The organism is Alteromonas sp. ABH2_165 (assembly GCF_056159945.1).
Genome location: NZ_JBSWWF010000012.1, coordinates 76310 through 102261, shown reverse-complemented (window position 1 = coordinate 102261; position 25952 = coordinate 76310). Strand labels below are relative to the sequence as shown.

The following is a 25952-nucleotide window of genomic DNA, read 5'->3' as shown; positions in this document are numbered from 1 at the left end:
ATTATGGAAACCTTTGATTATATCTGTATCGGTGGCGGTAGCGGCGGAATCGCTTCGGCAAACCGGGCAGCCAAACACGGCAAGAAAGTCGCACTTATAGAAGGGGCTGACATTGGCGGTACCTGCGTGAACGTAGGCTGCGTTCCGAAAAAAGCCATGTGGTTCGGTGCGAATGTGGCGGAAGCCATTCACAAGTACGGCCCTGACTATGGCTTTGATATCACCGTTAATAACTACAGTTGGGAAGTGATGGTGGCCAACCGCCAAGCGTACATTGAGCGCATCCATGCTTCCTATGATCGCGTACTTGGCGCCAACGATATTACCGTTATCAAAGGCTTTGCCCGCTTTGTTGATGACCATACCATTGAAGTTGATGGCAAACAGTACACCGCAGAACATATCACCATTGCGGTTGGTGGTCGTCCTCGCTTCCCGGATATTCCCGGGGCAGAGCTAGGAATCGACTCTGATGGTTTCTTTGCTTTGCAAACACAGCCCAAACGGGCGGTGGTCGTAGGTGCTGGCTACATCGGCGTGGAACTGGCGGGCGTACTGCATTCACTGGGCACAAAAACCGATTTGGTGATCCGTCACGGTCAGCCACTTCGTCATTTCGACCCCATGATTGCTGAAACACTCACTGAAATTATCGACAGCGAAGGCCCTGCCCTGCACAAGTTTTCAGAAATTGAAAAGGTGGAAAAACAGGATGACGACTCGCTTAAAGTGACCCTTTCTACCGGTGAAGTCATTGAAACCGACGTGCTTATTTGGGCCATCGGCCGAGTACCCTCCAGCGACAAGCTGGCACTGGAAAACACCGGCATCGACACCGACGAAAAGGGCTTTATCAAAGTCGACAAATTCCAGAACACTACCGTAGATGGCGTATACTGTGTGGGCGACGTTACCGGCCATGCAGAGCTTACGCCCGTTGCGATTAAAGCGGGGCGTTTGCTGAGTGAGCGGCTGTTCAATGGCCAGAACGATGCTCATCTGGATTACAATCTTATCCCCACCGTGGTATTCAGTCACCCACCTATCGGTACCGTGGGCATGACCGAACCGGAAGCAGAAGAAGCCTACGGTAAAGAAAACCTGAAAGTATACTCTTCATCTTTTGCCGCTATGTACACCGCAGTAACCAAGCACCGTCAGGCTACAAAGATGAAGCTTATTTGTGCCGGTGAAGATGAACGTGTGGTTGGCCTGCATGGCATCGGAATGGGTATGGATGAAATCCTGCAGGGCTTTGCCGTGGCGATGAAGATGGGTGCAACCAAGGCGGACTTCGACAGCTGCATTGCCATTCACCCCACCAGCGCCGAAGAGTTTGTTACGATGACGTGATTCGCGGAACGTTTTAACGCGCAAAGCCGGTTTAGATATAAACCGGCTTTTTTGTTTAGATGAGCGGCGTCACCCCTCCACTTCCTCAACATAATCCCACATTTGCTGTAGTTGTTCGCTGAAGCCATTGTTCAGCAGTGGGAAGCGGTGGAAGGTTTTCGGATCCAGTGACACCTGTTCAATGTGGAAACCGGCGCGGGTGCCGTAGCGTTTCCACGGATTACGGCAGAACAGTCTGAACCAGCGTTCCACATAAGCGGCCAACTGGCGCATGTCGTGCTCTTTATCGAAGCCGTTGAGCATCAGCTCTACCAGAATGCTCTTTGGCCACATCTGGCGGGCCAGGTAGCAATCCATGATGAAATCACACACCACGTAAGGCATCAGATCCGCTTCGTCGGTCTGCTCTTCCGGGCGCAGTTCCGCTGTGGGTTGCTGCACGTTAACACGGTGCATTTCTTTCAGCTGATGGCGGGCGCTTTTACCATCCACAGACAATGGCAAACCCACTTCTTCCAGCCAGCGGTTGACCTTGCGGATAGTGGTTTTGTTGATACCGGCAATCACGGAGATCACACCAGAGGTATCACCGTCCATTGTCGCGTAACCCAGTGCTGATTCAGACAAGTTAGAAGTCGCAATCAGCAATTTGTTCTCACGGTTCGCCAGCATCCACACACCCGGACTACGACTGCGGGCCTGAATGTTCTGCATGGCAATGTCATCGGTTTTCCAGCTCAGCGGACGATCAGGATACAGGCCGTTCACCAGTGAATGATACTGCTGTACTACCGGCTCAATGTTCCAGCTGTGGAAGGTGGCGCCGATTTCCTCTGCCAGATACTTCGCCGCATTGAACGTAGTTTCCGATGAGTTATCCGTGCCTTGATACAAACACAGCAACACCTTCGGCATAGCCTTTTCTTTTAGCCAGGCAATTTTATCTTCGCCCGGCGCGATGGCGTCTATTTTCGCAGCTAATCCTTTCGGCAAGGTCGCCAAATAATCGTGCACACCCAGTTGTTCCAGCGCCACAAAATGCGACACATACACCGAGGCTGCCACCAGCGCAGAATCCGCACCGCCGGACAAACTCACCACGTAACCGTCGGTATGGGTGCGTGTTGTCCAGTCCCACAGGCCGTTGCCAAGCGCATAGCAAATTTCGGTAAAAGCGTAGTCGTCGCCGCTGAGTGAATCCCAGAACACAGGCAATTCGTCTTTGGCGGAATCAACGCGGTCGTTACTGCGAGCAGCCAGCACGGCATCGTTAGGCAGGGTAAGTGACAGTTCGATATCCACCACATTGGTGTCGTCAATATCAATGGTTTCAGAGCTGATCACGCGGGATACACGGTTGGCGCTCACGTTCACCAGCGTCTGATTCATCACCACATCGCGCACATTGAAGCGGTCGCCGCGGGAAACGATTTTTCCTTCCGACGCAATCAGGGAGCCGCCATCGAAAATGCTGGTGCCGTTTTCGGTACCGGCTAAATTCGCGTAGGCATACACCACACCAAAGGCACGTGAGCCTTCTTTAATAAACTGTTCACGGATGAAGTTTTTGCCTACCGCAAAGTGAGAGGCACTGGGGTTTAATAGCACATCCACATTGCGATGATAAAGGTCGCGACCAGGACGGTTTGCCACCCAGGCGTCTTCACAGGTTTCTACACCAATGCGCAGGCCTCCGGCATTCACTACCACATCACCAAAGGGCACATTGAATGTTGGGTGATTTACCACCCTGCCCCGTGGCCAGGCTTCAAACCAGCGCGGTTCATAGTGCAAGCCGTTCCGGGCCAGATACTGTTTGCAGGCAAAGCCATGCAGGCCGTCGGCACTGATAAACGCCGTAGTGTTATACACCTGACCGCCGGGAAACATCACCGGCATGCCCATAGCAATAAGCATGTTGTCGGCGTGTTCGCGCTCGTGGGCCAGTGCCTGATAGCCAGCCAGTACGTCGTTCAGTGCGGCTTCGGCTGCCTGATTAAATTCCTGATAGCTGAAGTTGTCTTCACACCCGTAACCGGTGAGCGCCAACTCCGGCATCAGCAGGATATTAATGTGCGCATCCAGCCCCCGCTCGATGGCGGTAAGGATTCGGGAAACATTGCCCTTAAAATCAAAAGGGATCTGGCGCAGCGCTGCTGTACCAATTCGGGTGTAATTTGCCATAAAACTCTTAAGCCCAGTTCACTTCAAATACCTTTTTCAGGTAGCTAACAAATTCAGGATCTTCGCAAAGGTTCTTGCCCGGCGCGTCAGAGATTTTCGCCACCGGCTTGCCGTTCACCCGCACCAGTTTCATCACAATATTCAGTGGGTTTACACCACGCACGTCGTTAGACAAGAACGTGCCAATACCGAAGGATGTCTTTATGCGACCACGGAAACGCAAGAACAACGACACCGTGGTTTCGAAATCCAGACCGTCACTGAAAATGATGGTTTTGGTTTTCGGATCAATGTTAAGGTTCTCATACATGCGAATCGCCTTTTCACCGAATTCTATCGGATCGCCGGAGTCATGTCTCAGGCCATCGAACAGTTTTGCGAAGTAGAGGTCAAAATCACGCACAAAGGCATCCATACCGATTGTGTCGGTAAGGGCATATCCTAGCTGACCACGAAATTCTTTTACCCAGGTTTCCAACGTGTGCTTTTGGGAATTCACCAATTGCACGCCCACCTGCTGCGACAGCATAAAGATTTCATGGGCCATAGTGCCGATGGGCGATATGTCGAACTCCTTGGCGAGGTGCATATTTGAGGTACCCACAAACACCTCAGGGATCATGCTTTTCAGCATATCTACTACTGTAAGCTGCGCTTCATAACTGAAACGTCTGCGAGTGCCAAATTCGGCAATTTGTAGTCCGGTAAGATCGTGCTTTTCATGCTGTTCCTTCAGCCATTTTAGCTTATCAAACAAAGGCTGGCGCACGTCTTCGTAAGTTTTATCGGGATAGTTACGGCGGTTATAAACCTCGGCCACCGTGGACAGCACGGGCATTTCGAAATTATGCACATGCATCAATGGCCCTTTTGCGCGAATAGACAACTGACCGTCTTCTTCGCCAATCTGCAGAAACCGAGATTGATAAGACCACATTCTCACCCATTCAATGAAGTCTTTGGTGTACCACGGAATGCTTTCCAGCCAGCTAATTTGATCTGGGGTGAAGCGCAAGCCATCAAGCTTTTCTAACTCTTGCTGGATTTCACCACGATAGGGCCGCAAATCAATATCACTTCGTACAACGAACCGGTATTCAACGTCTTCAACGTAGGGATACTGGTGCATGAAGCACTGCCACATGTTCATTTTATAAAAGTCGTTATCCAACGCAGAAAAATTCAGATGTTCCTTGAATAATGAATTGCGGGACATGGGTTTGTTCCTTAAGGGATTATGCAACAATGGCTTTTTTGACATCGTCGATGGTGTCGGCGATGACAACTCCTGATTCCTGAAGTGATTGAATTTGCGCTTGGGTACCATCCGGAGCGATGCCGCGACAGGCATCTAAATGCAGAATAACCTTAAAGCGCCCTGTTTGTTGTAACTGTCGTGCGGTGGTGGCGACACAAAAATCGGTTGCCAGACCGCCCACGATAATAGTGGTCACGTCGTTACAGCGAAGAAATTCTATTACGCCGGTAGACAGTTTCTCGGCCAGATCGTGATAGCACGCGCCGTAGGGATGAAGATCGGGGGCCACACCTTTCCATACGAAGAAATCATATTCCGTGGGTGCAGGCAAACCATCGAGTAGTTCAAAACCCTTGGTGCCCGGCTTGCAGTGCATCTTAAACGTGGTGTCGGTATTGGCGTAATCCAGCGGTTTGAACTGGTCTTCATCGGCATCCACTTTAAACAGCGCGGCGTCGCAGTGGGAATCGCTAGAACCGATTAAATAGTCAGCCAACGCATTCTGCGCCAACAATGCCGGCACAATTTCGTCACCACCCGGTACCGGGAGTTCATCGGGGCATAGCGGGGTAAATCCTTTTTGCGGATCTACGTTAATCGATGCGATCTTCATAAACAGTCTCCTTTCGATAAAACGAGTATTCTATCAATACCCTTTAAAGTCAATTAAATTTTGAACATTAATTCGGCTCATCGCTTTATCCCAATTATTAAGTATTGCGTCGCAAGCAATCTCTGAAATTCGCGGTTGCCTGTCTGCGATTAAACAAGTATCTTTTAAATACTCATTAGAAAGGGCTTTATATGAAAACCGCCGTATTTGGTTCCGCGTTCAATCCACCTACCCGAGGGCACCTCGATGCCATTGAGTATGTGCTGGACCACGATAATAATTTTGAACAGGTGCTGTTAATTCCGTCTTACCAGCATGCGTTTGCTAAATCGATGATTGATTACAACCATCGGGTGGCACTGCTACAGGCGTTTGTCGATGATATTGCCGATAAGCGAGTAAGGGCCTACCCGGTGGAGCACCTGATTGCTAGTGATGGCAAGCCGGTGTACACCTTTGATGTGCTTTCTCATTTGGAAAATACGGAATTTGGCGACAATCAGCTTAGTTTCGTGATGGGTCCGGATAATAAGGCCAACTGGTCGAAGTTTTACAAGGCCGAAGAAATCGAACAGCGCTGGGGCGTTTTTGTGGTTCCAGAGCGCAAGGCTATCCGCTCTACATTGGTGAGAGACGCACTGAGCACAAGCCAACCGATAGACCACTTAGTGACGCCTTCTGTGGCCGCCTATTTGCGGGAGCAAAAGCTTTATGACTAAGCGCAGCTATCCCACGCCCGTGTGCACCATCGATGCAGTGTTGTTTCGAATTTATAACGAAACGCTGCAGGTTGGGCTTATCCGCCGCCCCGCCGACGCCCGGGTTTATGCCAATGTGCTCGCCTTACCCGGAGGCTTCGTACACACAGACACCGATCAGAACCTTAACGATACATTGCTCCGTAACCTAAAAGAGAAGGTCGCGCTATCGCCAGCTTATATCGCCAAGCTGGAATTCGAGGGGAATGTGAGTCGCGATCCGGAAGGCTGGAGCATTACCTGCCCCTACCTTTGCCTTATAGACGAATCGGCTTCATGTAGCGAACAGGTTTGCTGGATGGCAGTGACTGATTTCCTTGGCGAATCACCATCGGTTAATTTGCCCTTCGACCACCAGCAACTGATTCAGAAAGCATTTCACCGGTTGTATCACCGCGCCAAGTACAGCACCGAACCGAACTATTTTTTTCGCGAACCGTTTACCCTTTCGGAATTACAAACGGTGTATGAAATTGTGCTGGGTAAACCATTGCATAAAAAGAACTTCCGCGACCGCATCGAGGAGAGCGATTCAGTAGAAGAAACCGGCGAAAGTAAAATAGTGAAGCGCAGCAGAGCAAAGCTTTATACGCATAGGCAACCGCAGAAACCCCACTTCTTCTCCAGAGTATTACAAGGTGCATTAGACTAGCTCGCACTGTGTTGAGACGTCTCGTTTATCTTCTCTGATTGATTTTCAAGATTATTGATATCGATTAACCCTGTTATCTTTATTGGGCGATACTATTCATACTTCACTGCATCGTTAAGCACACAAGAGAAGACACATGAAAATCGACAATATCGTATTAGCCCTGCTTTTTACTTTGGCACTGGCTGTCACATTCGCACTAACTGCCAATGTGGCTATCAGCCTGTTTGCAGGCGCATTACTGGTTGGTTTTCAGCTTGCGATGAACTGGGTAATTGCCGATATTTCCGAGTCTTTTACTTCCTGGTAAGTCTCGTTTTCTTTCCGGCGTTCACGAACAAATACGATGAACGCCCTCCCCCAACAAACCACAACCTTTGCCAAAACATTGCCCCCTGACGTATTCTTGGACTAATTGCAGAAGTTTGGCGTGTAACGGATTGCACCGCGAATAAAGCGAACCGGCAGTGAAGTATTACGTGTTGTGACTCGTAAACACGCCGTGAATCCGTCCCTGGAGGCTCGGCAACCGCATCCCTGCGGTTGACGGTTTCCTCGCCACAACACTTCACACTTCGCCAGTTCGCTCTATTCGCTAATGGCAAGGCGTGCAAGACAGGGCATAGGTGCGCTAAGCCTGAAGTGACGTGCAACCGATACTGTCTGCCGCAGGGAAGCGGCAGCCAAGGCCCCATGGATGGGTTTACGCCGTGTTTCGGTTGCATGACACGAAAGGCTTACACAGCCCCTCGCCCTGTCGCAGTAATAACTAAAACTAATTATAAGATCCTCGGGGGAACACAATGTTAAAAACCTCACGACATGCTCTGGCTGTGGCCATGAGTTTGCTGCTGGGTAGCACCGCAGCACTGGCTGAAACAGAGAAATCAGACAAAGAAAGTTGGGACGTGCTAAACCCGCCGTTCAAACTGAACAGCGTTGAAATCAATACTAACGAGACTTCATGGTCGAGCCTGGATGTTGCGCCGAACGGTAAATACATGGTGTTCGACATGCTAGGTGACATCTACAAAGTAGATTTAAAAGGCGGTCAGGCGACGCCACTGACTCAGGATTTTGCCTGGAACCTGCATCCCACTATCTCTCCAGACGGCACACAAATCGCGTTTATTTCTGATCGTGGTGGTTTATCTAACGTTTGGGTGATGGACATCAACGGCGATAACCTTCGTCAGGTGACCAAAGAAAAGAAAAATCTGATCCATTCACCTAAGTGGAGCCCGGATGGACAATACATTGTTGCCACCAAAGGCATTATGTCGAGCCGCAGTATTCCTGCCGGTGAAATCTGGATGTATCACATCGCCGGTGGCGATGGCCTGCAAATTAAAGCCCGCGAACACGGCAATGGCGATCAGCAAAACATTACCGACGCGGTATTTTCGCCAGATGGCAATTACCTTTACTACACACACAATACTGTGCCGGGCGCTGGCTTCGAATACAACCGCGATCCGCTGAAAGGTATTTTCGATATTACCCGCTACGACCGTAAAACCGGTGAAGAAGAAAGCTTCATCGGTGGTGTGGGCGGTGCCATTGTGCCTACTCCATCTCCAGATGGTAAATACGTGGCGTTCATCCGCCGGGTGAAAAACAAATCTGGCCTGTTCCTGAAAGATCTGGAAACCGGTCTGGAAAAGCCGCTTACCCTGACACTGGAAAAAGACTTACAAGAAGGCTTCGGTACAGAAGGGTATTATGCCTATTACGACTGGCTGCCAGACAGTTCTGCACTGGTGTACTGGACCGGTGGTAAGTTCCACAAGATTGCCATTAAAGATGGCAACATCAGCGATATCGATGTGAACGTGAAAGCCACGCTGCAGTATGCCGATGCACTGCGTTTCGACGTGGATGTGGCACCGGATGAATTCGACGTGAAGATGATTCGCTGGTCGCAGAAATCCCCGGACGGCTCCAGCATCCTGTTCCAGGCGCTGGGTAAGCTGTACGTGAAAGATCTGAAATCAGGTAAAATGAAACGCCTTACGTCGCAGAACGATCACGATGAATACTTCCCACGCTACACCAACGACGGAAAATTTATCGTTTACACCACCTGGAACGATCAGGATTTAGGTGATGTGCGCGTGGTTTCCGCCAAAGGCGGCAAAGGTAAGGTGATCAGCAAGAAGCCGGGCCACTATATCGAGCCAAGCTTTTCACCGGATGGTCGCTACGTGGCATTCCGCAAATTCAACGGCGGCTATCTGCTCGATCCGAAATACTCTGTTGAGCCGGGAATTTACGTAGCCGACCTGAAAAACGACACTGAAGTGAAAGTGAGTGATCGTGGCTCCGAGCCACATTTTGCCGGTAACGATGACCGTGTTTACTTTACTGAATACGCAGGCGGTTCTGCCTATCCTGAAACCCAGTTCAGCAGCGTAGACATGAATGGCGAAGACAAGCGTACGCATTTGTACGGGGCCGATCAGGTAAGTGAATACCGTTTGTCGCATGATAAGAAATGGGTGGCTTTCACCTATCAGTTTAAAACCTACGTCACGCCGTTTGTTGAGAATGGCAAAAAGGTCACTATCGGCCCGAACATGACGTCTCTGCCGGTAACCCAGCTTTCTGCCCGTGCCGGTGAATACCTGTCCTGGAGTCCAGATAACAAAACCGTTGGTTGGTTCCATGGCCCCAATTACTACGAACGCAGCCTAGACGATGCTTTCACCTTTGTTGGCGGCAAAGAAAAAGAAGCGCTGCCAGATCCACTGGCCGAAGGCATGAGTCTGTCGTTTAAAGCCAAAGCGGATAAACCCACTGGTTACAAAGCGCTAGTTGGCGGTAAAATTGTGACCATGCGCGATGCAGACAATCAGCAGGAAGTGATTGAAAACGGTGTGGTGCTCATTCGCGACAACCGCATTGAAGCCGTTGGCACCATGGATGAGGTTTCCATTCCTGATGAAGCCATGCGCATCGATGCCCGTGGTAAAACCATCATTCCTGGATTGGTGGATGCCCATGCTCACGGCTCCCAGGGCCGCAACGAAATCATCCCGCAGCAGAACTGGAACCAGTACTCCAACGTGTCCTTTGGTGTTACCACCATTCACGATCCATCCAACGACACTACCGAGATTTTCTCCGCTTCTGAACTGCAGCGTCACGGCGACATCGTTGCGCCCCGTATCTACTCCACCGGCGCCATCCTGTACGGTGCAGAATCGCTGGGCTACAAAGCCATCATCAACAACTATGACGATGCTTACTTCCACGTTCAGCGCTTAAAAGAAGCCGGTGCCATTTCGGTGAAAAGCTATAACCAGCCGCGCCGCGACCAGCGTCAGCAGATTCTGTGGGCGTCTCACGAGCAGCAGATGATGGTGGTGCCGGAAGGTGGCGGTAAGATGCAGCAGAACCTGACCATGCTGGTAGATGGTCACACCGGTCTGGAGCACAGCTTCCCGGTTACCCGTGGCTATGACGACGTAACACAATTGTGGTCGGCCACCGAGTTCGGCTATACGCCAACCTTTATCGTGTCGTACGGCGGATTGATGGGTGAAGAATACTGGTACGATCGTACCGAGGTTTGGAAAAACGAGCGCCTGCTGCGCTACGTACCATCCACCATGCTCGACAGCCGTTCTATCCGCCGCCCCACCGCGCCGGACAATCAGTACACCCATCCACAAGTTGCCAAGTACGCCAAAGAACTGCGCGACAAAGGTGTGAGCGTGCACATTGGTGCTCACGGTCAGCGTGAAGGTTTAGGCGCACACTGGGAACTGTGGAGCATGGAACAGGGCGGATTCACCCCATGGGAAGCGCTGCGTGGTGCCACCATCGACGGTGCAACTCACCTAGGTATGGGTAAAGACATCGGCAGTATCGAGAAAGGCAAGCTGGCCGATCTCGTGGTAATCGATGGTGATGTGCTGAATGACCTGCGTCGTAGTGAGTTCGTGGAATACACCGTACTGAATGGTCGTGTGTATGAAGCCGCTACGATGAACGAAGTTGGCAGTCGTAAAACCCGCAAACCATTCTTCTTCGAAGACAACAACAAGCTGTTTATGCCGGAAGACACCGCAGCGGAAACCGAAGCCAAAGCGCATATGTACCATTGGAAGCATGATTAAACTGAAACCAGTTTAACGAGTGCTAAAAATAAACCGACGTCATGTCGGTTTATTTTTGCCTGGGGTTTAAAAAAGCAGGTTTACTTCAAACAACAGTTTTTCAAGGTCCTGCCTTGAGTCAATAACCAATAGCAGAATGACAGTCTTAGTTGACTCGTCCACTCTGAAAAACACAATGTTATGGTCATCGACGAGTAGCTGTCGGTACTCGGCCAGCCCTAATGCAAGTAGCCTGTCACTTTGAGGCGCGGAATGTGGATTGTTGGAAAGCTGAGATTGAACTTTAGTGCTAATCGCCCGTTTTGCTTTACGTGCAACGGTTTCACTAAACTTTCTGGTCAAAAATGAATCGAGCTTAGTTAAACTTAGTTTAAAAACGGATGTCGCTTTTATACTGTACTTAGTTGTCATCGAAAACATCGTCGAGATCGAGCAAGCCTGACTGCTTTGCGCTTCTTTCCGATAAATTAATGAGCTTCAACAACGCTAATGTTTGCTGCTGTTCTTCATAGTCTCTAGCATCCTGAATCACAAACTTAGGTTTACCATTCTGCGTGACCAAAATTGGGTTATCCAACTCTAAGTGGTTCGCGTGTTCTTTCATATAAGACACAGTTTGCGTTTTCATTAAAACCCCAATCAGACTAAATATGGTCTTATTATAGTCTGGTCAGCAAAAAACTGAACGATTATTTTTTGTTCAACACTCCGGAACAGGTTCTAAGACGCAGTTTGCAATACCTGTGGCGGCTGTAGCGCCTGAACAACCTCCTCAGGATTTTCGCACACCAGATACACCTCTTTCTGCTTGTCTTCGATACTCGCCATCATGGAATATTGCACCGCTGGCTCACTGAAACGAATGCGCGCATTGGCTGTGTCACCCCGTCCCAGCTGCAGACTTTCACCTATGTCACTTTTGTTCCATCTCCCAGCCTCAACACTTTCAATAGCCGACACCTTGCCGAAAAGCGTGCGATAGAAGCCCGGATTAATGACCAGATCATCACCCTGTATGTAGATAGAAAAGTGTCTTCGCAAACGTACCGCTGCGACCGCTGAAACCGTTCCCCACATAATGAGACTCGACACAATTATCGCCGCCGTCAAACTCCAACTTTCCAGTAACCAATAGGCAATAACTGCAGATGCTGGTACGGAAAGAATGGCCATCATTCCCAATACTGGATTACTCAATCGAGTCACAAGCTTACCGATGACAGGCACATGATTGCGTGAAAAGCGCGAAATAGCGTAATACCACGATGCCGGTTCGTGAGACCAGAGCAGCGCAGCCGTGCGCTTACGGTCATCATCAGGAAATTGATTCTGCGCATGAAGCCGAGGGTCGCCCGGTAAATGGCGGGCTTTCCAAAGACTCTTTACCACCATATAAACAATGGCTAGCTCGAGCATAATCAACACCGCAGCTAATGGATAACGAATCCACGCAATAAACTCGAAGTAGGCAGCAATCTCGGTAGGAAACGTATACCGCGCCACCAATGCACTCAAGCTGAAACTAATCAGCATTTTCCACAGTTTCTGTTTACCCACCACAATCATGCAATCGAAATACAGTGCGGGCAACGCAACAAAATAGAGTGCAGCAAAGACAATAGTTAGCCATTCATCGGCAGAAGAGGAGATAGATTCAGGCAGCAATTTATAGCCGCACAAATAAACAGCGACCATACAGATAAGATAAACAAAACGATAACGAACCGGCTTCTGCACAGCAAACATCCTTGAACTTTCTTCCGTGAAGTAGCCAGTTTATAGGAAACCCAAAGAGATTAGCAAAACCACAACCGTATCAGAATATTGCAGTTGCCAATCCCGGCCGCAGCTGGAAAAGGGATTCTGGCTCGGAAACCGTCTGCCGCAGGGAAGCGGCAGCCGAGGCCCCATGGATGGGTTTACGCCGTGTTGTAGAATCTAAGTGACCCCTGCCGCAGCTGGAAAAGGGATTCTGGCTCGGAAACCGTCAACCGCAGGGATGCGGTTGCCGAGCCTCCATGGAAGGATTTACGGCGTGTTTCTGAGTCAGAACCCGTTCCCGCGTAAAGGCCGGGGTCGGCCCCTATCGATTGCGCCCGTATTGTTCGTGGGACGATACCCAGTCGGAGGATGAGATGGCACTGGCTAGCGAAATTTCGCCGGCAAGCGCTACCGCACCAACGATTTCGGCGAACTTATAGACTTTGTTTTTGCCGTAACAGTCCATCAGCTCCAAGCATTCTTTCTGCGTACCAATGCCCGTACCGCCGCCATAGGTGGCCACAATCAGCGAGGGGATTGTCAGCGACACGTACAGATCGCCGTCTTCGGTGAGTTCGGAGTACATGATACCCGCAGAGGATTCCGACACATTTGCCACGTCTTGCCCCGTGGCAATGAACATCGCCGTGATCCCGTTTGGCGAGTGCAGGCCCGTATTGTTTACGCCTGAAAGGAATGAGCCTACGCCCGCGACTCTGCCGTGATAATCAATCTGTTTTGGGTCTACTCGCATTACGCTCAACAAGTGCTCGCGCTTAATCGTCGCTTCTGCCGTAACCCGTTTCCCTCGGGTACGCATGATGTTTATCTGCGATGCTTTCTTGTCGGTAGCGAAGTTCGATTCCAGATAGAAGTTTTCAATTCCTTCATAGTTATCCAAAATCCAGCCGCAGGCCGCGAAGGTCGCGCGCCCTACCATATTTTGCCCCGCCGCATCGCCGGTTAGATAATTAAAACGCAGGAAGGCAAACTTGTTCGACAGGAAATGATCGATATAAGTGAGTTTAGCTACAGAAGATGTGGCTTCCGCTTCATCACGAATTTGGTCGATGTTCTCGTTTACCCATTTCACAAAATCACGAGCACCTCGGGCATCACTGAAAATAAAGACCGGTGCCCGCTGCATCGCATCATCAACAACTGTGGCTTTTACCCCGCCCGACATGTTCAACAACTTCATGCCGCGATTATAAGATGCCACCAGCGTGCCTTCAGTAGTCGCCAATGGTACAACGAACTCGCCCTGCGCATATTCGCCGTTAATTTTGAGCGGCCCCGCTACGCCAATAGGCACCTGCGCCACACCAATAAAGTGCTCGATGTTGCCGCGAAGCGTGCCTGGGTCAATAGAATATTTACCAATGTGGTCCACAGGCGCGCCATTGGCTGAAGCAAAATACTGCTGTCGCTGCTCAATAATTTCCGGGCGATAATCATCGTGAGGGTCGCGGGGAATACCCGCCGGCTTTTCCGCAATCGGAGAGATATTGTCTTCAACGGTAAATTTAAGCTTGCCGAAAGGCGCCGCTTTAAACTCGATCCCTAATTTGAGTTTCTCAGGCCCCGCCTTGGCTTTTACGTCGAGAAAAACCGTTATCACTTCTCGTAGCGGGAATGGCACGTTGCCACTGGCGTTCACTTCTTCAGCACTCAACAGGGTATCAGGCCCCACTTTAAGGGTGATTTTTTCGTTGGCGATGTGCTTTCCATCTAGTGATATCTGCAGGATTTCTTCAAGGTGCGCATCTTTCAGACGATTCTTCAGCATAAAGCACAACCCATCTTCGGTTTTCTGCAAACTGCCATGGGTATACAACTGCTTCAGTAACATGCTGGGAATAAACATTGCGGCACCTTCCTTATCTTCTGGTTTTCCTGATTGCCTTTTCTTCTGCAGACGCTTTTTACCTTTGCACCATAACGTTAGTTCACAAGTTTTTCACTTTATATCGGTTATCGCGTGTGCATTCTTTGACCTTTCGCACATCGAAGCCACTTGTCGAAAACGGCCATGCTTTGACAAATCCGGCCAAAATCCCCCGAAAACAGTGCACTTAGCGCCCCGGTCCCCGGCAGAAAAGCTGATTTATGCTGAACCGCTTAAATTTTGAACCGTCAGCAGGACGCTGGTGTTTACCGACAGATTGGCCTGATGGTTTGAAAGGGAGGCGTCAAGGATTGTGATGCCAGGGATTCAAAAATCAGTAAGGAAGTGAGCAGGACAATCTGTCGGTACTTTTGAACTTCAGGGAGTATTTATGCAGCAACATTTATTCAGACAGGAGGCCGTAGAGTTTCAGTTCGCGGCTAATCAGGGAGAAACATTTGTACTTCCATCATTATCGACCAGGCTGTTGATAATGATCATTTTTGTCTGGGTAATTGCGCTCGGCTGGTACCTGAATACTCAGCAATACAAAACCTTCACCCGAGTCAGCGGTTGGTTGGAAACCACCGCGGGCAGTGTGCTGGTTTACCCTGACAACCTGAGCGGCCGCATCAGCAAACTGATGATAGAAAACGGCGATATTGTTAACGTTGGCGACCCTCTGTTACAAATCGACAGTGGCCAAACCCTTGATAACGGCGAGGCTGTTCACTCAGCTATTCTTAATGAGTACCTATCTCAGCAATCGCGTTTGCAGCAGCAACTTGAAGATCTCACGACCACGCAGCTTTTTAGTCAGCGAAATTTGCGCCAGCGCATTGCCGAGCTCAAAAACGATATTACCCGGCTTTCCCGGCTCACAGACGTGGTGGCAAAACGCGTCAGCCTCGCTCGGGCTTCTGAACAGTCTGTAAAAAAATTATCAGATGCCCAGCTCCTTTCTCAAAGCGATCACCGTAACGCCGCAAGCACCGTGCTCACTCTCGAACAAGAGCGGTTGGAGTATCAACGTGAGTATGCCGCCAAAACGGCTCAACTCAATGAGGCTGAGAACGAGTTCGCCCGATTACCGGCACAGCATCGCCAAGAACGGCTCGACATTGAGCACCAGCTCAGCAACCTTAAAAACCAAATTCTGCAATGGGACAGTCAGCATAAGCGGGTAATTACCGCATCGATAAGCGGCCAGGTCACCGATCTTGACACCCAGGTTGGCGAATATATTTCATCTGCCCGCCCGCTACTTTCCATTATTCCCGAAAACGGTCAGCTCCACGGCAAGCTCCTGCTTCCTGCACAAACTGCCGGTCAGGTTGAGCCAGGCCAACCCGTGCGTATCAAGCTCGATGCCTTTCCGTATCAACAATTTGGTGTACTTGAAGGTACGGTTACCCGTGTTGCCGATGACGTAATGTCAGCTGAAACCCGCCAGCGCCAACCCATTGTGCTGAATGAGCCTGCCTATCTTATTGAAGTGCAATTATCGGCGCAAAGCATCGGCACTTTTGGTGAGCTGGCAGCGTTACGCAGCGGTATGACGTTTAGCGCCGATGTGACAACCCGCGAATCCAGCTTTATTGACTGGCTCTTGTCGCCACTTCATGCCGTAAAAGGAGCCTGGTGATGAACATTTCTCTTGTGTCTTCAAACCCATTTAACGGTTTTTCCAGCCAACCCAAACCCACTGTTGTCTATCAGGCTGAAGCCGCGGAATGTGGCCTTGCCTGCCTGTGCATGATGTTACAGGCACATGGTGACAAGCGGTCGCTAAGGGAATTACGGCAGCAGTACGGATTATCGATGAAGGGAGCCACGCTAGGCGACTTGATGTCGCTGGCCAGAGAGGTTTCATTGTCTACCCGGCCACTTCGGCTAGAGTTGTCATCGCTGGGTGAGCTGCAAACTCCGTGTATTCTGCACTGGGACATGAAACATTTTGTGGTGCTGTCGAAAGTAACCCGTCATGGCATTGTGATCCACGACCCGGCCCAAGGCAAACGCACGCTAAGTTTTGAAGAGGCATCAAAACACTTTACAGGCATTGCCCTCGAAGCCTGGCCAGAGCCCGATTTTGAGCCGGTAAAAGGCGCACCCACGTTAAAACTTACTACCCTGTTCCAGCAAATTACCGGATTACGCCGCACGCTACTCATCACGTTTACGATTACGCTGGTGATCCAATGTTTTGCACTATTATCGCCTTACTATATGCAGATTGTGGTTGATGAAGCCCTACCCGCTGGCGCTGATGATTACCTACTCGCCTTGACCCTCGGCTTCGGTCTATTTCTGTGTATCGAATGTGTGGCTTCTTTGCTTCGCCAGCATGTGTTACTGCATTTTACCAGTCGCCTACAATTGCTTATGAGTGCACGGGTTTTCGCTCACCTGTTACGACTGCCACTCCATTGGTTTCATAGCCGTCACACTGGCGACATTATCTCAAAATTCGGTTCTCTAGCAGCGTTGCGCGACTTTGTCAGCGCTCGCTTCATCACCGTCATCATGGATGGACTTATGGCCACCATCACCCTTGTGGTCATGTTCATCTACGCCCCCACACTCGCCTGTATTGTTATCTGTGCAACCCTGCTATATGCGATCTACCGCATTATCGCCTACCAGTGCGAGCGGCCTCATCATGCAGAAAGACTGGTTCAGGGAGCCAAGGAACAGAGTCACTTTATAGAATCGGTGCGCGCTATTCAAACCGTGAAACAGTTTGATCAGGAAGTGCATCGCCACGGTAGCTGGCTAAACAAACTCGCTGCATCACTCAATGCGGATATCCGAATTGGAAAGTGGCAGATGCGTAATTCGCTGGCAAAACAATTTGTCAGTGGCGCAGAAAATTTGCTGGTCATTTACTTTGGTGCAGCAATGGCGATGGAAAATGCGTTGACCGTGGGCATGCTCTACGCATTCATTAGCTATAAAAACCGCTTTGTCACTGCGTTCGAGAGTTTGATTTCTACGGCTTTGGAATGGCGCATGTTGTCACTCCACCTTGAGCGTCTGTCTGATATTGTGCAGTCAGAGCCGCTTCCGTCATTGCCTCAACATATCAACACCGCGTCATCTCAGCCCCCAACACTTACGCTTAATGATGTGACATTCCGCTATGATAGTCAGTCTTCACCGGTTCTCGACAAGGTTTCACTAGAAGTAGCAGCCGGTGAAGCTATCGCAATTACCGGCAAGAGCGGCAGTGGTAAATCTACGTTACTGAAGTGCATTACTGGCATTAATGCCCCCACTCATGGCGCAATTACGTTTGCGGGAAACCTGGTAAGCAAAGGCGCGCTGAAAGGACGTTCAGCCGCCGTTTATCAGGATGACGCCCTATTAAGTGGTTCGATACTTGAGAACATATCCGGTTACACCGATACCCCAGACATTAAACTCGCCACCGCGGCCGCCCAACTTGCTTGTATTCATCAGGAAATCATCGCCATGCCCATGCAATATCAGACGCTAGTGGGCGACATGGGCAGCACGCTCAGTGGCGGACAAGTACAACGAATCATGCTGGCTCGCGCCCTCTATCAACAACCTGACATTTTGTTTCTCGATGAAGCCAGCAGTCATCTGGATATGGGCAACGAAGCGCAGATCAATAACAACCTCAAACAGCTTCGGATCACCCGAATCATCATTGCCCACCGACCACAAACGATTGCGCTGGCCGACCGGGTTTTCGAATTACAGCAAGGCAAATTACACCCCGTCGCGGGGCTCGCGACACCTAATCTATCCACCAGCAAGGAGAACCACCATGAATAATGACCATACGATTAATGAGCGCCTGGACCAATTGTCACGTCGTGAACTGCAGGTTGCTTATAAGATTATGGAAGGCTTGCCCAACAAACGTATTGCGTCTCAGCTTTTTATCAGTGAGCGAACGGTAAAGTTTCACTGTGCGAATATTTATCGCAAGCTTGAAATCCGCAACCGCACCAGTTTGATGGCTTCATATTACCGCCAGTTTCATCAACCCTCTCAGCAACCTGAATAAGGGAAAACGATGAGCTTTCGGATCAGAAATACCGTTACCTTTGAAACCGAGATGATGGTGGTAAACAGCTTAGTACCTATGGCTACAGCCTCGCTGTGCTGCCTAATTTATTTTGCAATTACTGGCCTGCAGCCAAACATGTGGGTAGTGGGCTTTACCTTTAACCTCTGCTGGGTGCTGAGCCTCAGAGAAACCATTCTCAGTAGCTATCTTCAAGGGGTGTCGGACTCAATACAGGATTCACCTTACCTGAAACCGAAAATGGGTAACAACCGCACTTACGGCCAGCAGACGGCAGAAGAAGAACCCGTAAACTAAACCCTGCTGTATGAATAACAGCAAACCAAATGGAATGACCAATGTTCAAGGAGAACACGATGAAATCAACAAACAAGACCCCGCAATTACTTACCGAAAACGCCGCTAAATCTGTGACCGGCGCAGGCTTCATTAAGCTGCCCGTAGAGTTTGAGGACAAACCAAAACTTATCCCGCCTCGCAACTTTACCACTGCATTAGGTGAACACGGTGGTGACTTGCCAGAAGAATCTATCTGGTAAACCATCTCGTAGGCTTTGTGGCGGGAGTCATATCCAGAAGTCGCCACCTAGCCGGACTATTAATTAAACCGGTAAACCCACTATGATGAACATTCTCTGCCTGGGCAGTGAAAGCGATGGACAACTGCAACACCTGGCTTCCGCACTTCGCGATGTAGGAGCCTGCCCGCTAATAGTAAACACCGCGCACTATCCAGCATCATTCTCTGTGGTCTGCGAACCAAAATCAGACAGCTTTGCCCTGGTCATGGATAACGAAGTTTATGAAGTCGACCAGTTCGATAGCTTCTACTGGCAACGGTATTACCCACCAATTACCCAACATCCCCACGATAGCAAAAATGCCTTAAGTGCATTATCGCCACTTTTTTACTACCGCCCCGAGCGTTGGTTTAATTCGCTTTCAGCCGTTCGGTTTCATCAAGCGAAGCCTGTGCAATTGCAAGAAGCGCAAAAGCTTGGTGCGAATATACCGGCGACCTTGATCAGTAACGACCAACGCCGCCTTCAACATTTCAGTCAGCGCTATGACAAGGTGATCATTAAACCGGTATTCGGCGGCGCTCATACCCAACTGATTGGCCAGGACAATGCGCTAATGGTGCGCGATGAATGGCAACATCATCAACCTGTGACATTACAGAAATACATTGAGGGTGACGAAGTAAGAACTTTTGTTATAGGTCATCGTGTTTTTGCCGCCGCGATATATTCCGACCAACCAGATTACCGCGTCGACAGCCATACCCAAGCTGAAGCAATATCGTTACCGAAGGACATAGAGGCATTGAGCGTGGTGATTTGTCTGCAATTTGGCATGAAATGGTGTGCCATCGACTGGCGTCGCGAGGCAGATGGAAAGTATGTATTTCTGGAAGCAAACCCCGCCCCCATGTTTTGCAAATTTGAAGCAGAAACCGGATTGCCTGTCACCGAAGCTTTGGTGCACGCTCTCACTAACGCAACAGGCTGATAAAAAGGTCGTGCTTAAAAGAGAATGCGTGGGCTTAGCGTTTAATATATGAACATTTTTGGTGCATAAATAGTACAGTCGTACCAATTTAGTGCTTTTTATTTAGTCCGACACCTTAGGCACGTTGCCACTTTCGATGGTTTGCACCGCCATATTTACAATCATTTTAATCACCGATTCACAGGCATAAGCATCAGATTTCTGATACCCGATAAACATGGTATGCCCTTCAATAGTAGCGGAAATAAATAACGCAATTAGCCGTCTCTGCTCAAGGGTTAAATCTGGATTCATTTGCAGCGCAATGTCTTGGTAAACCTTACGATAAACTTCGTACATGTGCTCCATGAGTTTATTGATGGTTTCATCATGATTCGACAACGACCAAATCTCAGGGAAGAAAATAGTGGTCTCTCGGGTTTGCAGATCCCGAGTCACAAATTCAATTACGTTTTGCAGGCATTCTTTCGGCGATGATGCTTCTTCTTTTAGCTCTTCAAGACGAAGTAAGTAAACACTAATTACATGATCTAGCATGGCAGCCACCAGGTCATCACGGGTAGCAAAATGGTGTTGTAAATTACCTGCTGAAATACCTACCCGCTTCGCCACTTTGCGAATAGAAAAGTTGTGGTAGCCCTCTTCAATCAGCAAATTTCTTGCTTCAACCAGAATCTGTTTCTGGCGTTCCAAACCGGCTTTGTAAGGTCCGCGTTTTACGCCTGTTTCACTCTGCTCATTGAGTCTGTTTGGTGACAAGCCGTGCTCCTGAAATTCCTGAAAAATACCTAACTAAGTATACGTTAATAACCGCCTTGAACATACCGGGATCAAACCCAAATTAGTTCACCCGTACCATTTTCGGCGTAGATGTTGCTCTTGCCCTCTCAGGACACACAAAAAAACAATTCAATTTTTTGCGACTGAGGGAAACCACATGAGAAAGAGCAAAATCGCTTTTGCTATGGCACTGATGGCCTGCGGCCAATCAGCATCATATGCGCAACAAGTGTTTGAAGAAATTAGTGTTGTAGCACAAAAGCGCGAACAAAGTGTCCAGGATGTTGGTATTGCAATTACCGCCTTAACCGGTGATCAGCTTGAAGCGTTAGGTTTTGATAATGCCCAGCAGGTAACGGCAATGGCACCGGGAGTACAAACTGTGCAGCCTAACGGCGAAGCGAACTATTCAGTTGGTATTCGTGGCGTCACCAACTCCGATTTCACCACCAATGTAGAAAGCCCGGTAGCGCTGTATGTTGATGAAGTATACATAAGCCAGATGTCCGGAGCCGGATTTAGTTTGTTTGATGTAGAGCGGGTAGAAATATTGCGCGGCCCGCAAGGCACGCTGTTGGTGCCGGACTTACCGACGAACTCGCCGCGCGGGTATCGGTCAATATTAATAAAGCCGATGGCTACGTAGAAAACCGCTATACCGGTAACGATCTGAATAACGCTGACGATAAAACGGTACGCGCACAGTTTTTATTCACCCCCAACGAGAACTTCGATGCACTTTTAAATGTGCGTTACAGCAAGCAAGATATCGATACCGGCTTTTTTGAAAACGTCAGTTCCATTCGTGCCGGCGAACTCACCCCAACGGAAATGAACCCGATTTTGGAATACATCGACAACGACGGCGATGTCTACGCGGGTGATTATGATGATCCGGGTTTCAATGAATTAGAAACCAAAGGTGCAACGGCGACCCTGAATTGGCAAATCGATGAAGACCTGAAATTTGTCTCAATTACCGACTTTTCTACGGTAGAGCGCACCTACATTGAAGATAGCGATGCGTCGCCAGTCTCGTTTTTCAACTTCTTTTTAATCACGGATGCCGAACAATTTTCTCAGGAATTTCGCCTAGAGGGTAATGTAGGCGAACTACTTTGGGTAGCCGGTGCTTATTATCTTGATCTTGATATTAACGATTCTAACGGTGCCATTTCCGACCCACTGATCGGTGGCGGCGGCACCAGTGCTGTCGGCAGTGAAGGCGGCCTTTACAACCCTTATCAATCTGATCTCACGTCAACGTCGGTATTTGCACAAATCGAATATCCGTTGGCTGACGACCTTACCCTGATTGCGGGTTTACGGGTGATCCGCGACGAGAAAGACTTTGATTTTTCTGTGATGGCGATGGAGTTTCTCAACCCATCTTCCGAACCTGGCTTTGCCGATACCGACAATATGGTGTTACAGGCCACGTTAGGTGAGTACACCGCGAGCAGGGAAGATACCGAAGTGGCTGGCCGCTTACAGCTAAACTGGACGCCCACCAAAGATGTGCTGACCTTCATCAGCTACAACCGCGGCGTGAAAGGGGGGGGCTACAATGCGCCAATCTTCCCGCTGGCACCACCGAACGATTATAACGATGCCACCCTGTCTTTCGATCCTGAACACCTCGATGCCTACGAAATAGGTGTAAAAACTCGGCTTGGTGATTACGGACGACTGAATGCGGCAGCCTATTACTACGATTACAACAACTACCAGGTATTCAACATCATTGGTCTGGATACCATCACCATCAACTCACCCGATGCTTCAGCCAATGGCTTCGAAGTGGAATATCAGGGGCAGTTAGCTGAAAACTGGGACGTCATGTTAGGCGCGGCCTACAACGACGCCGAAGCCGAACTCGCTGATGGCTCTACATCCCGACCAGTGCAATCACCGGAATGGAACTATAACGGTCTGCTTCGCTACACCATGGAATTGGATGCAGGATACCTCGCCTTTCAAACCGATTTCGTGTTTCGCGACGACGTGAAGTTTGCCTTGTCTTTTGCCCGCCATAGCAGAACTTGAACCAGAGCCAATCACTTCAGTAGCGACGTTACCGTCGGTCTATCCCGATTCATGGATTTTTGCTCGCGACGTAAATTTCAATGCCATGATTTCCGGCAAGGTCGTCATTATTGATGCGGCGGCCGACACCCGCGAATACAAAGGCTTTGTAGATGCGTCGATGATGGCAAACTTTGTAGAATCGAAAGCGAAGCCGCTGTTGTACGTGGCTGAATCTTTCTATTCCAGAGGTACCAACGGCGACCGCACAGATGTTATTTCCATTTACGACAAGGCCACGCTGAAGAAAACAAAAGAGGTGATTTTGCCCAATAAAAACCGGGCTCAAATTGTGGTCAGCAATTACATGCTGCAATGTCAGGGATGCCACAAAGCCAGTGGTTCAGGCATGCCACCGCAAACGCCGGATTTTCATGAACATGGAAATGCATTTATGCATTCCGAAGCGGGAAGACGTTACTGGATAAGTGTACCAGGCGCAGCCAACTCCCCACTCACCGATGGAGAACTTGCAGATGTGCTTAATTATATCGCCAAGGATATTGTGAAAGTCGACAACCACACCGCATTTACCGCTGAAGAAGTACGTGCCCATCGTGGAGAGAAAATGACGAACGTATATGAAGTGAGGCAAAACCTTATTGATAGCCTCGCTGCTACGCAGGCACCGCTTTCTTCGACTGTTCGTGAAAAGAATGCATCCCCCGGAGGATGAACTCCGTTGGCTCTGTCCGTTATCCGTTGCGGACAGGGTCTTTTTTTCCGGGTTAACTACTATTAGCTACTAACGTGTTGAAAACAAAAAAGGCAGCAGGACGTGAGTCTCTGCTGCCTTCTTATCATGAGCGTATGCCTTACAACGTTCGCCTTACAAGATAAAGCGGCTCAGATCTTCGTTATCCACCAGCGATTCCAGATGCGAATCAACATAGGTCTTATCGATAACAAATGTTTCACCGGATTTCTCAGACGCGTCGAAAGAAATATCTTCCATCAGGCGCTCAAGTACGGTGTGCAAACGGCGTGCACCAATGTTTTCCAGCTTCTCGTTTACTTGCCATGCCGCTTCAGCGATACGCTGAATACCCGACTCAACAAAATCAATGGTTACACCCTCAGTGGCCATCAGTGCACGGTACTGTTCAGTCAGTGCAGATTTTGGCTCGGTAAGGATGCGCTTAAAGTCTTCCACTTTAAGTGCTGACAGCTCAACACGAATTGGCAAACGCCCCTGCAATTCAGGAATCAGATCAGAAGGCTTGCTCATCTGGAATGCACCAGAGGCAATAAACAGCATATGGTCAGTTTTCACCATGCCGTGCTTGGTAGAAACGGTAGAGCCTTCAACCAGTGGCAGCAGGTCGCGCTGTACACCTTCACGGGATACGTCCGCAGAGTTGTTACCTTCACGCTTACAAATCTTATCGATTTCGTCGATAAACACGATACCGTGCTGTTCAACCGCATTGATCGCTTTTTCTTTCAAATCTTCCTGATTAACCAGACGCGCCGCTTCTTCTTCGATCAGCATTTTGAGCGCATCTTTAATTTTCAGTTTTTTCTTTTTCTTCTGCGAGTCAGAGTTCAGGTTCTGGAACATCGACTGCAGTTGGTTGGTCATGTCTTCCATGCCAGGAGGCGCCATGATCTCTACGCCCATTTGCGGCAGGGCCACATCAATTTCGATTTCTTTATCGTCGAGTTTCCCCTCACGCAGCTTTTTACGGAACGCCTGACGGGTACCACGATCTTCAACCTGTTCTTTCTTGCCCCATGGATCTTCTGGTGGTGGCAACAAGGCATCAAGAATACGCTCTTCCGCCGCTTCTTCGGCACGGAATTTCACCTTCGTCATTTCCTGCTCTTTGGTGAGCTTCACGGCAATGTCTGTCAGGTCTCGGATAATGGTTTCCACTTCTTTACCCACATAACCGACTTCGGTGAACTTGGTCGCTTCCACCTTGATAAAAGGTGCGTTCGCCAGCTTCGCCAAACGGCGGGCAATTTCAGTTTTACCCACACCAGTAGGACCAATCATCAGAATATTTTTAGGCGTAACTTCTACGCGCAGCTCTTCCGGCAGCTGCATACGACGCCAGCGGTTACGCAATGCAATAGACACAGCGCGCTTGGCATCCTGCTGACCGATGATGTGACGGTCGAGCTCGTGAACAATTTCTCTGGGTGTCATTTCAGACATAATAAACCTTCTCTTTCTTATGCCGCCCCGTGGCGGTAATCAGGCCCGTTCGCATGGTCGCGTACGAACCTGTGAATATTAATAATCCAGTACTTCAACCGTCTGGTGGTGATTAGTAAATACGCAGATATCGCCGGCGATGGTCAGACTCTTTTCAGCAATGTCTTTCGCGGATAAATCGGTATTTGCCAGCAGCGCCGTGGCCGCTGCCTGCGCGTAGTTCCCGCCTGAACCGATGGCAATTAAATCGTTCTCTGGCTGCACCACATCACCGTTACCGGTAATGATGAACGAAGCCGTTTCATCGGCCACTGCCAGTAGCGCTTCCAGTTTGCGCAACGCCCGGTCTGTACGCCAATCTTTGGCCAGTTCTACCGCGGCGCGGGTAAGATGCCCCTGATGCATTTCCAGCTTGGATTCAAAACGCTCGAATAATGTAAACGCATCGGCAGTACCACCAGCAAATCCCGCCAGCACTTTGTTGTGATAGAGGCGACGCACTTTTTTAGCGTTACCTTTCATTACGGTGTTACCCAGAGAAACCTGTCCGTCTCCGGCAATTACGACCTGATTGTCGCGTCTTACAGATACAATAGTAGTCACTACACTTCCCCATGTTTCGGGTGTCGCTGGCCGTCGCGCACAGCAAATTAATTTCAATGAAGAGATAAGTGGGGGAAGACATTATTTTTTCAAGGGAGAAACTGTGAGGTGTTGTGAACTCTTCTGGCCCGGGCAGGTAGTGCCGAGCACGGTTGTGAGTCCA

General features: G+C 49.5%; 24 protein-coding genes. 14 read left to right on the top strand and 10 right to left on the bottom strand.

What is annotated here, in order from left to right; all coding sequences use genetic code 11:
- Positions 1-3 precede the first annotated feature (3 nt).
- Complete coding sequence (gene gorA, locus ACXAFQ_RS20125) at positions 4-1353, top strand: glutathione-disulfide reductase (RefSeq protein ID WP_474825152.1); 1350 nt, start codon at positions 4-6, stop codon at positions 1351-1353.
- A gap of 69 nt (positions 1354-1422) precedes the next feature.
- On the opposite strand, the gene nadE is transcribed toward gorA, so the two are convergent.
- Genes nadE through ACXAFQ_RS20110 form a run of 3 tightly spaced genes read right to left on the bottom strand, consistent with a single transcriptional unit; the run spans position 1423 to position 5408 of the window.
- The gene (gene nadE / locus ACXAFQ_RS20120; protein WP_474825151.1) at positions 1423-3537 is read right to left on the bottom strand and encodes an NAD(+) synthase; all 2115 of its coding nucleotides are present in this window, start codon (positions 3535-3537) and stop codon (positions 1423-1425) included.
- 7 nt (positions 3538-3544) lie between these two features.
- Positions 3545-4753 (bottom strand): nicotinate phosphoribosyltransferase, encoded by a 1209-nt coding sequence (gene pncB / locus ACXAFQ_RS20115; protein WP_474825150.1) that lies wholly within the window; start codon positions 4751-4753, stop codon positions 3545-3547.
- 19 nt (positions 4754-4772) lie between these two features.
- Positions 4773-5408: an isochorismatase family protein gene (locus tag ACXAFQ_RS20110; protein ID WP_474825149.1), complete on the bottom strand. Its 636-nt coding sequence runs from the start codon at positions 5406-5408 to the stop codon at positions 4773-4775.
- Positions 5409-5599: 191 nt separating this feature from the next.
- On the opposite strand from ACXAFQ_RS20110, the gene ACXAFQ_RS20105 reads away from it, so the two are divergent.
- From ACXAFQ_RS20105 to ACXAFQ_RS20090, 4 genes are all read left to right on the top strand, one after another.
- Positions 5600-6127, top strand: coding sequence for a nicotinate-nicotinamide nucleotide adenylyltransferase (locus tag ACXAFQ_RS20105; RefSeq protein WP_474825148.1), 528 nt, complete (start codon positions 5600-5602; stop codon positions 6125-6127).
- Positions 6120-6818 (top strand): NUDIX hydrolase, encoded by a 699-nt coding sequence (locus tag ACXAFQ_RS20100; protein WP_474825147.1) that lies wholly within the window; start codon positions 6120-6122, stop codon positions 6816-6818. The genes ACXAFQ_RS20105 and ACXAFQ_RS20100 overlap by 8 nt, the downstream gene beginning before the upstream one ends.
- Before the next feature lie 136 nt (positions 6819-6954).
- Positions 6955-7128 (top strand): hypothetical protein, encoded by a 174-nt coding sequence (locus ACXAFQ_RS20095; RefSeq protein ID WP_170826609.1) that lies wholly within the window; start codon positions 6955-6957, stop codon positions 7126-7128.
- A 493-nt stretch (positions 7129-7621) separates the two neighbouring features.
- Positions 7622-10939 (top strand): amidohydrolase family protein, encoded by a 3318-nt coding sequence (locus tag ACXAFQ_RS20090; RefSeq protein WP_474825146.1) that lies wholly within the window; start codon positions 7622-7624, stop codon positions 10937-10939.
- A gap of 66 nt (positions 10940-11005) precedes the next feature.
- On the opposite strand, the gene ACXAFQ_RS20085 is transcribed toward ACXAFQ_RS20090, so the two are convergent.
- From ACXAFQ_RS20085 to ACXAFQ_RS20070, 4 genes are all read right to left on the bottom strand, one after another.
- The gene (locus tag ACXAFQ_RS20085) at positions 11006-11350 is read right to left on the bottom strand and encodes a type II toxin-antitoxin system RelE/ParE family toxin (RefSeq protein ID WP_474825145.1); all 345 of its coding nucleotides are present in this window, start codon (positions 11348-11350) and stop codon (positions 11006-11008) included.
- Positions 11340-11567, bottom strand: coding sequence for a type II toxin-antitoxin system prevent-host-death family antitoxin (locus ACXAFQ_RS20080; protein ID WP_474825144.1), 228 nt, complete (start codon positions 11565-11567; stop codon positions 11340-11342). Before ACXAFQ_RS20080 ends, ACXAFQ_RS20085 begins: the two co-directional genes overlap by 11 nt.
- 92 nt (positions 11568-11659) lie before the next feature.
- Entirely contained in the window at positions 11660-12676 is a 1017-nt protein-coding gene (locus tag ACXAFQ_RS20075; RefSeq protein WP_474825143.1) for a hypothetical protein, read from the bottom strand.
- Between the two features lie 346 nt (positions 12677-13022).
- Positions 13023-14567 carry a hydroxymethylglutaryl-CoA reductase gene (locus tag ACXAFQ_RS20070; RefSeq protein WP_474825142.1) on the bottom strand — a complete coding sequence of 515 codons (1545 nt, stop codon included), beginning with the start codon at positions 14565-14567 and terminating at the stop codon, positions 13023-13025.
- Between the two features lie 412 nt (positions 14568-14979).
- Between ACXAFQ_RS20070 and ACXAFQ_RS20065 the strand changes: the two genes are divergently transcribed.
- From ACXAFQ_RS20065 to ACXAFQ_RS20040, 6 genes are all read left to right on the top strand, one after another.
- A complete protein-coding gene (locus ACXAFQ_RS20065; protein WP_474825141.1) occupies positions 14980-16233 on the top strand; it encodes an HlyD family secretion protein in 1254 nt (417 codons plus the stop codon).
- Positions 16233-18392: a peptidase domain-containing ABC transporter gene (locus ACXAFQ_RS20060; RefSeq protein WP_474825140.1), complete on the top strand. Its 2160-nt coding sequence runs from the start codon at positions 16233-16235 to the stop codon at positions 18390-18392. Before ACXAFQ_RS20065 ends, ACXAFQ_RS20060 begins: the two co-directional genes overlap by 1 nt.
- Positions 18385-18627 carry a helix-turn-helix domain-containing protein gene (locus ACXAFQ_RS20055; RefSeq protein ID WP_070126243.1) on the top strand — a complete coding sequence of 81 codons (243 nt, stop codon included), beginning with the start codon at positions 18385-18387 and terminating at the stop codon, positions 18625-18627. The genes ACXAFQ_RS20060 and ACXAFQ_RS20055 overlap by 8 nt, the downstream gene beginning before the upstream one ends.
- Positions 18628-18636: 9 nt before the next feature.
- Entirely contained in the window at positions 18637-18945 is a 309-nt protein-coding gene (locus tag ACXAFQ_RS20050; protein WP_474825139.1) for a hypothetical protein, read from the top strand.
- Positions 18946-19004: 59 nt separating this feature from the next.
- On the top strand, positions 19005-19187 hold the full coding sequence (locus ACXAFQ_RS20045) for a hypothetical protein (RefSeq protein ID WP_474825138.1): 183 nt from the start codon (positions 19005-19007) through the stop codon (positions 19185-19187).
- Positions 19188-19269: 82 nt separating this feature from the next.
- A complete protein-coding gene (locus tag ACXAFQ_RS20040; RefSeq protein ID WP_474825137.1) occupies positions 19270-20160 on the top strand; it encodes an ATP-grasp domain-containing protein in 891 nt (296 codons plus the stop codon).
- 102 nt (positions 20161-20262) lie between these two features.
- Here the strand turns inward: ACXAFQ_RS20040 and ACXAFQ_RS20035 are convergent, their stop codons facing one another.
- Positions 20263-20919 carry a TetR/AcrR family transcriptional regulator gene (locus ACXAFQ_RS20035; RefSeq protein ID WP_474825136.1) on the bottom strand — a complete coding sequence of 219 codons (657 nt, stop codon included), beginning with the start codon at positions 20917-20919 and terminating at the stop codon, positions 20263-20265.
- 178 nt (positions 20920-21097) lie between these two features.
- Here ACXAFQ_RS20035 and ACXAFQ_RS20030 point away from each other — a divergent pair, with 178 nt between their 5' ends.
- From ACXAFQ_RS20030 to ACXAFQ_RS20020, 3 genes are all read left to right on the top strand, one after another.
- Positions 21098-21586 (top strand): TonB-dependent receptor plug domain-containing protein, encoded by a 489-nt coding sequence (locus tag ACXAFQ_RS20030; RefSeq protein WP_474825135.1) that lies wholly within the window; start codon positions 21098-21100, stop codon positions 21584-21586.
- A 101-nt stretch (positions 21587-21687) separates the two neighbouring features.
- The gene (locus tag ACXAFQ_RS20025; RefSeq protein ID WP_474825134.1) at positions 21688-22986 is read left to right on the top strand and encodes a TonB-dependent receptor domain-containing protein; all 1299 of its coding nucleotides are present in this window, start codon (positions 21688-21690) and stop codon (positions 22984-22986) included.
- Entirely contained in the window at positions 22964-23701 is a 738-nt protein-coding gene (locus ACXAFQ_RS20020) for an amine dehydrogenase large subunit (RefSeq protein WP_474825133.1), read from the top strand. The genes ACXAFQ_RS20025 and ACXAFQ_RS20020 overlap by 23 nt, the downstream gene beginning before the upstream one ends.
- A gap of 153 nt (positions 23702-23854) precedes the next feature.
- Here the strand turns inward: ACXAFQ_RS20020 and hslU are convergent, their stop codons facing one another.
- Together hslU and hslV are read right to left on the bottom strand one after the other, a co-directional pair.
- On the bottom strand, positions 23855-25186 hold the full coding sequence (gene hslU, locus ACXAFQ_RS20015) for an HslU--HslV peptidase ATPase subunit (protein WP_474825132.1): 1332 nt from the start codon (positions 25184-25186) through the stop codon (positions 23855-23857).
- A 78-nt stretch (positions 25187-25264) separates the two neighbouring features.
- A complete protein-coding gene (hslV, locus tag ACXAFQ_RS20010; RefSeq protein WP_070126231.1) occupies positions 25265-25789 on the bottom strand; it encodes an ATP-dependent protease subunit HslV in 525 nt (174 codons plus the stop codon).
- Positions 25790-25952: the final 163 nt, after the last annotated feature.

Coding starts and splice junctions, on each gene's coding strand:
- gorA (WP_474825152.1), top strand. CDS start 4: ATGGAAACCTTTGATTATATCTGTATCGGTGGCGGTAGCGGCGGAATC.
- nadE (WP_474825151.1), bottom strand. CDS start 3,537: ATGGCAAATTACACCCGAATTGGTACAGCAGCGCTGCGCCAGATCCCT.
- pncB (WP_474825150.1), bottom strand. CDS start 4,753: ATGTCCCGCAATTCATTATTCAAGGAACATCTGAATTTTTCTGCGTTG.
- ACXAFQ_RS20110 (WP_474825149.1), bottom strand. CDS start 5,408: ATGAAGATCGCATCGATTAACGTAGATCCGCAAAAAGGATTTACCCCG.
- ACXAFQ_RS20105 (WP_474825148.1), top strand. CDS start 5,600: ATGAAAACCGCCGTATTTGGTTCCGCGTTCAATCCACCTACCCGAGGG.
- ACXAFQ_RS20100 (WP_474825147.1), top strand. CDS start 6,120: ATGACTAAGCGCAGCTATCCCACGCCCGTGTGCACCATCGATGCAGTG.
- ACXAFQ_RS20095 (WP_170826609.1), top strand. CDS start 6,955: ATGAAAATCGACAATATCGTATTAGCCCTGCTTTTTACTTTGGCACTG.
- ACXAFQ_RS20090 (WP_474825146.1), top strand. CDS start 7,622: ATGTTAAAAACCTCACGACATGCTCTGGCTGTGGCCATGAGTTTGCTG.
- ACXAFQ_RS20085 (WP_474825145.1), bottom strand. CDS start 11,350: ATGACAACTAAGTACAGTATAAAAGCGACATCCGTTTTTAAACTAAGT.
- ACXAFQ_RS20080 (WP_474825144.1), bottom strand. CDS start 11,567: ATGAAAACGCAAACTGTGTCTTATATGAAAGAACACGCGAACCACTTA.
- ACXAFQ_RS20070 (WP_474825142.1), bottom strand. CDS start 14,567: ATGTTTATTCCCAGCATGTTACTGAAGCAGTTGTATACCCATGGCAGT.
- ACXAFQ_RS20065 (WP_474825141.1), top strand. CDS start 14,980: ATGCAGCAACATTTATTCAGACAGGAGGCCGTAGAGTTTCAGTTCGCG.
- ACXAFQ_RS20060 (WP_474825140.1), top strand. CDS start 16,233: ATGAACATTTCTCTTGTGTCTTCAAACCCATTTAACGGTTTTTCCAGC.
- ACXAFQ_RS20055 (WP_070126243.1), top strand. CDS start 18,385: ATGAATAATGACCATACGATTAATGAGCGCCTGGACCAATTGTCACGT.
- ACXAFQ_RS20050 (WP_474825139.1), top strand. CDS start 18,637: ATGAGCTTTCGGATCAGAAATACCGTTACCTTTGAAACCGAGATGATG.
- ACXAFQ_RS20045 (WP_474825138.1), top strand. CDS start 19,005: ATGAAATCAACAAACAAGACCCCGCAATTACTTACCGAAAACGCCGCT.
- ACXAFQ_RS20040 (WP_474825137.1), top strand. CDS start 19,270: ATGATGAACATTCTCTGCCTGGGCAGTGAAAGCGATGGACAACTGCAA.
- ACXAFQ_RS20030 (WP_474825135.1), top strand. CDS start 21,098: ATGAGAAAGAGCAAAATCGCTTTTGCTATGGCACTGATGGCCTGCGGC.
- hslU (WP_474825132.1), bottom strand. CDS start 25,186: ATGTCTGAAATGACACCCAGAGAAATTGTTCACGAGCTCGACCGTCAC.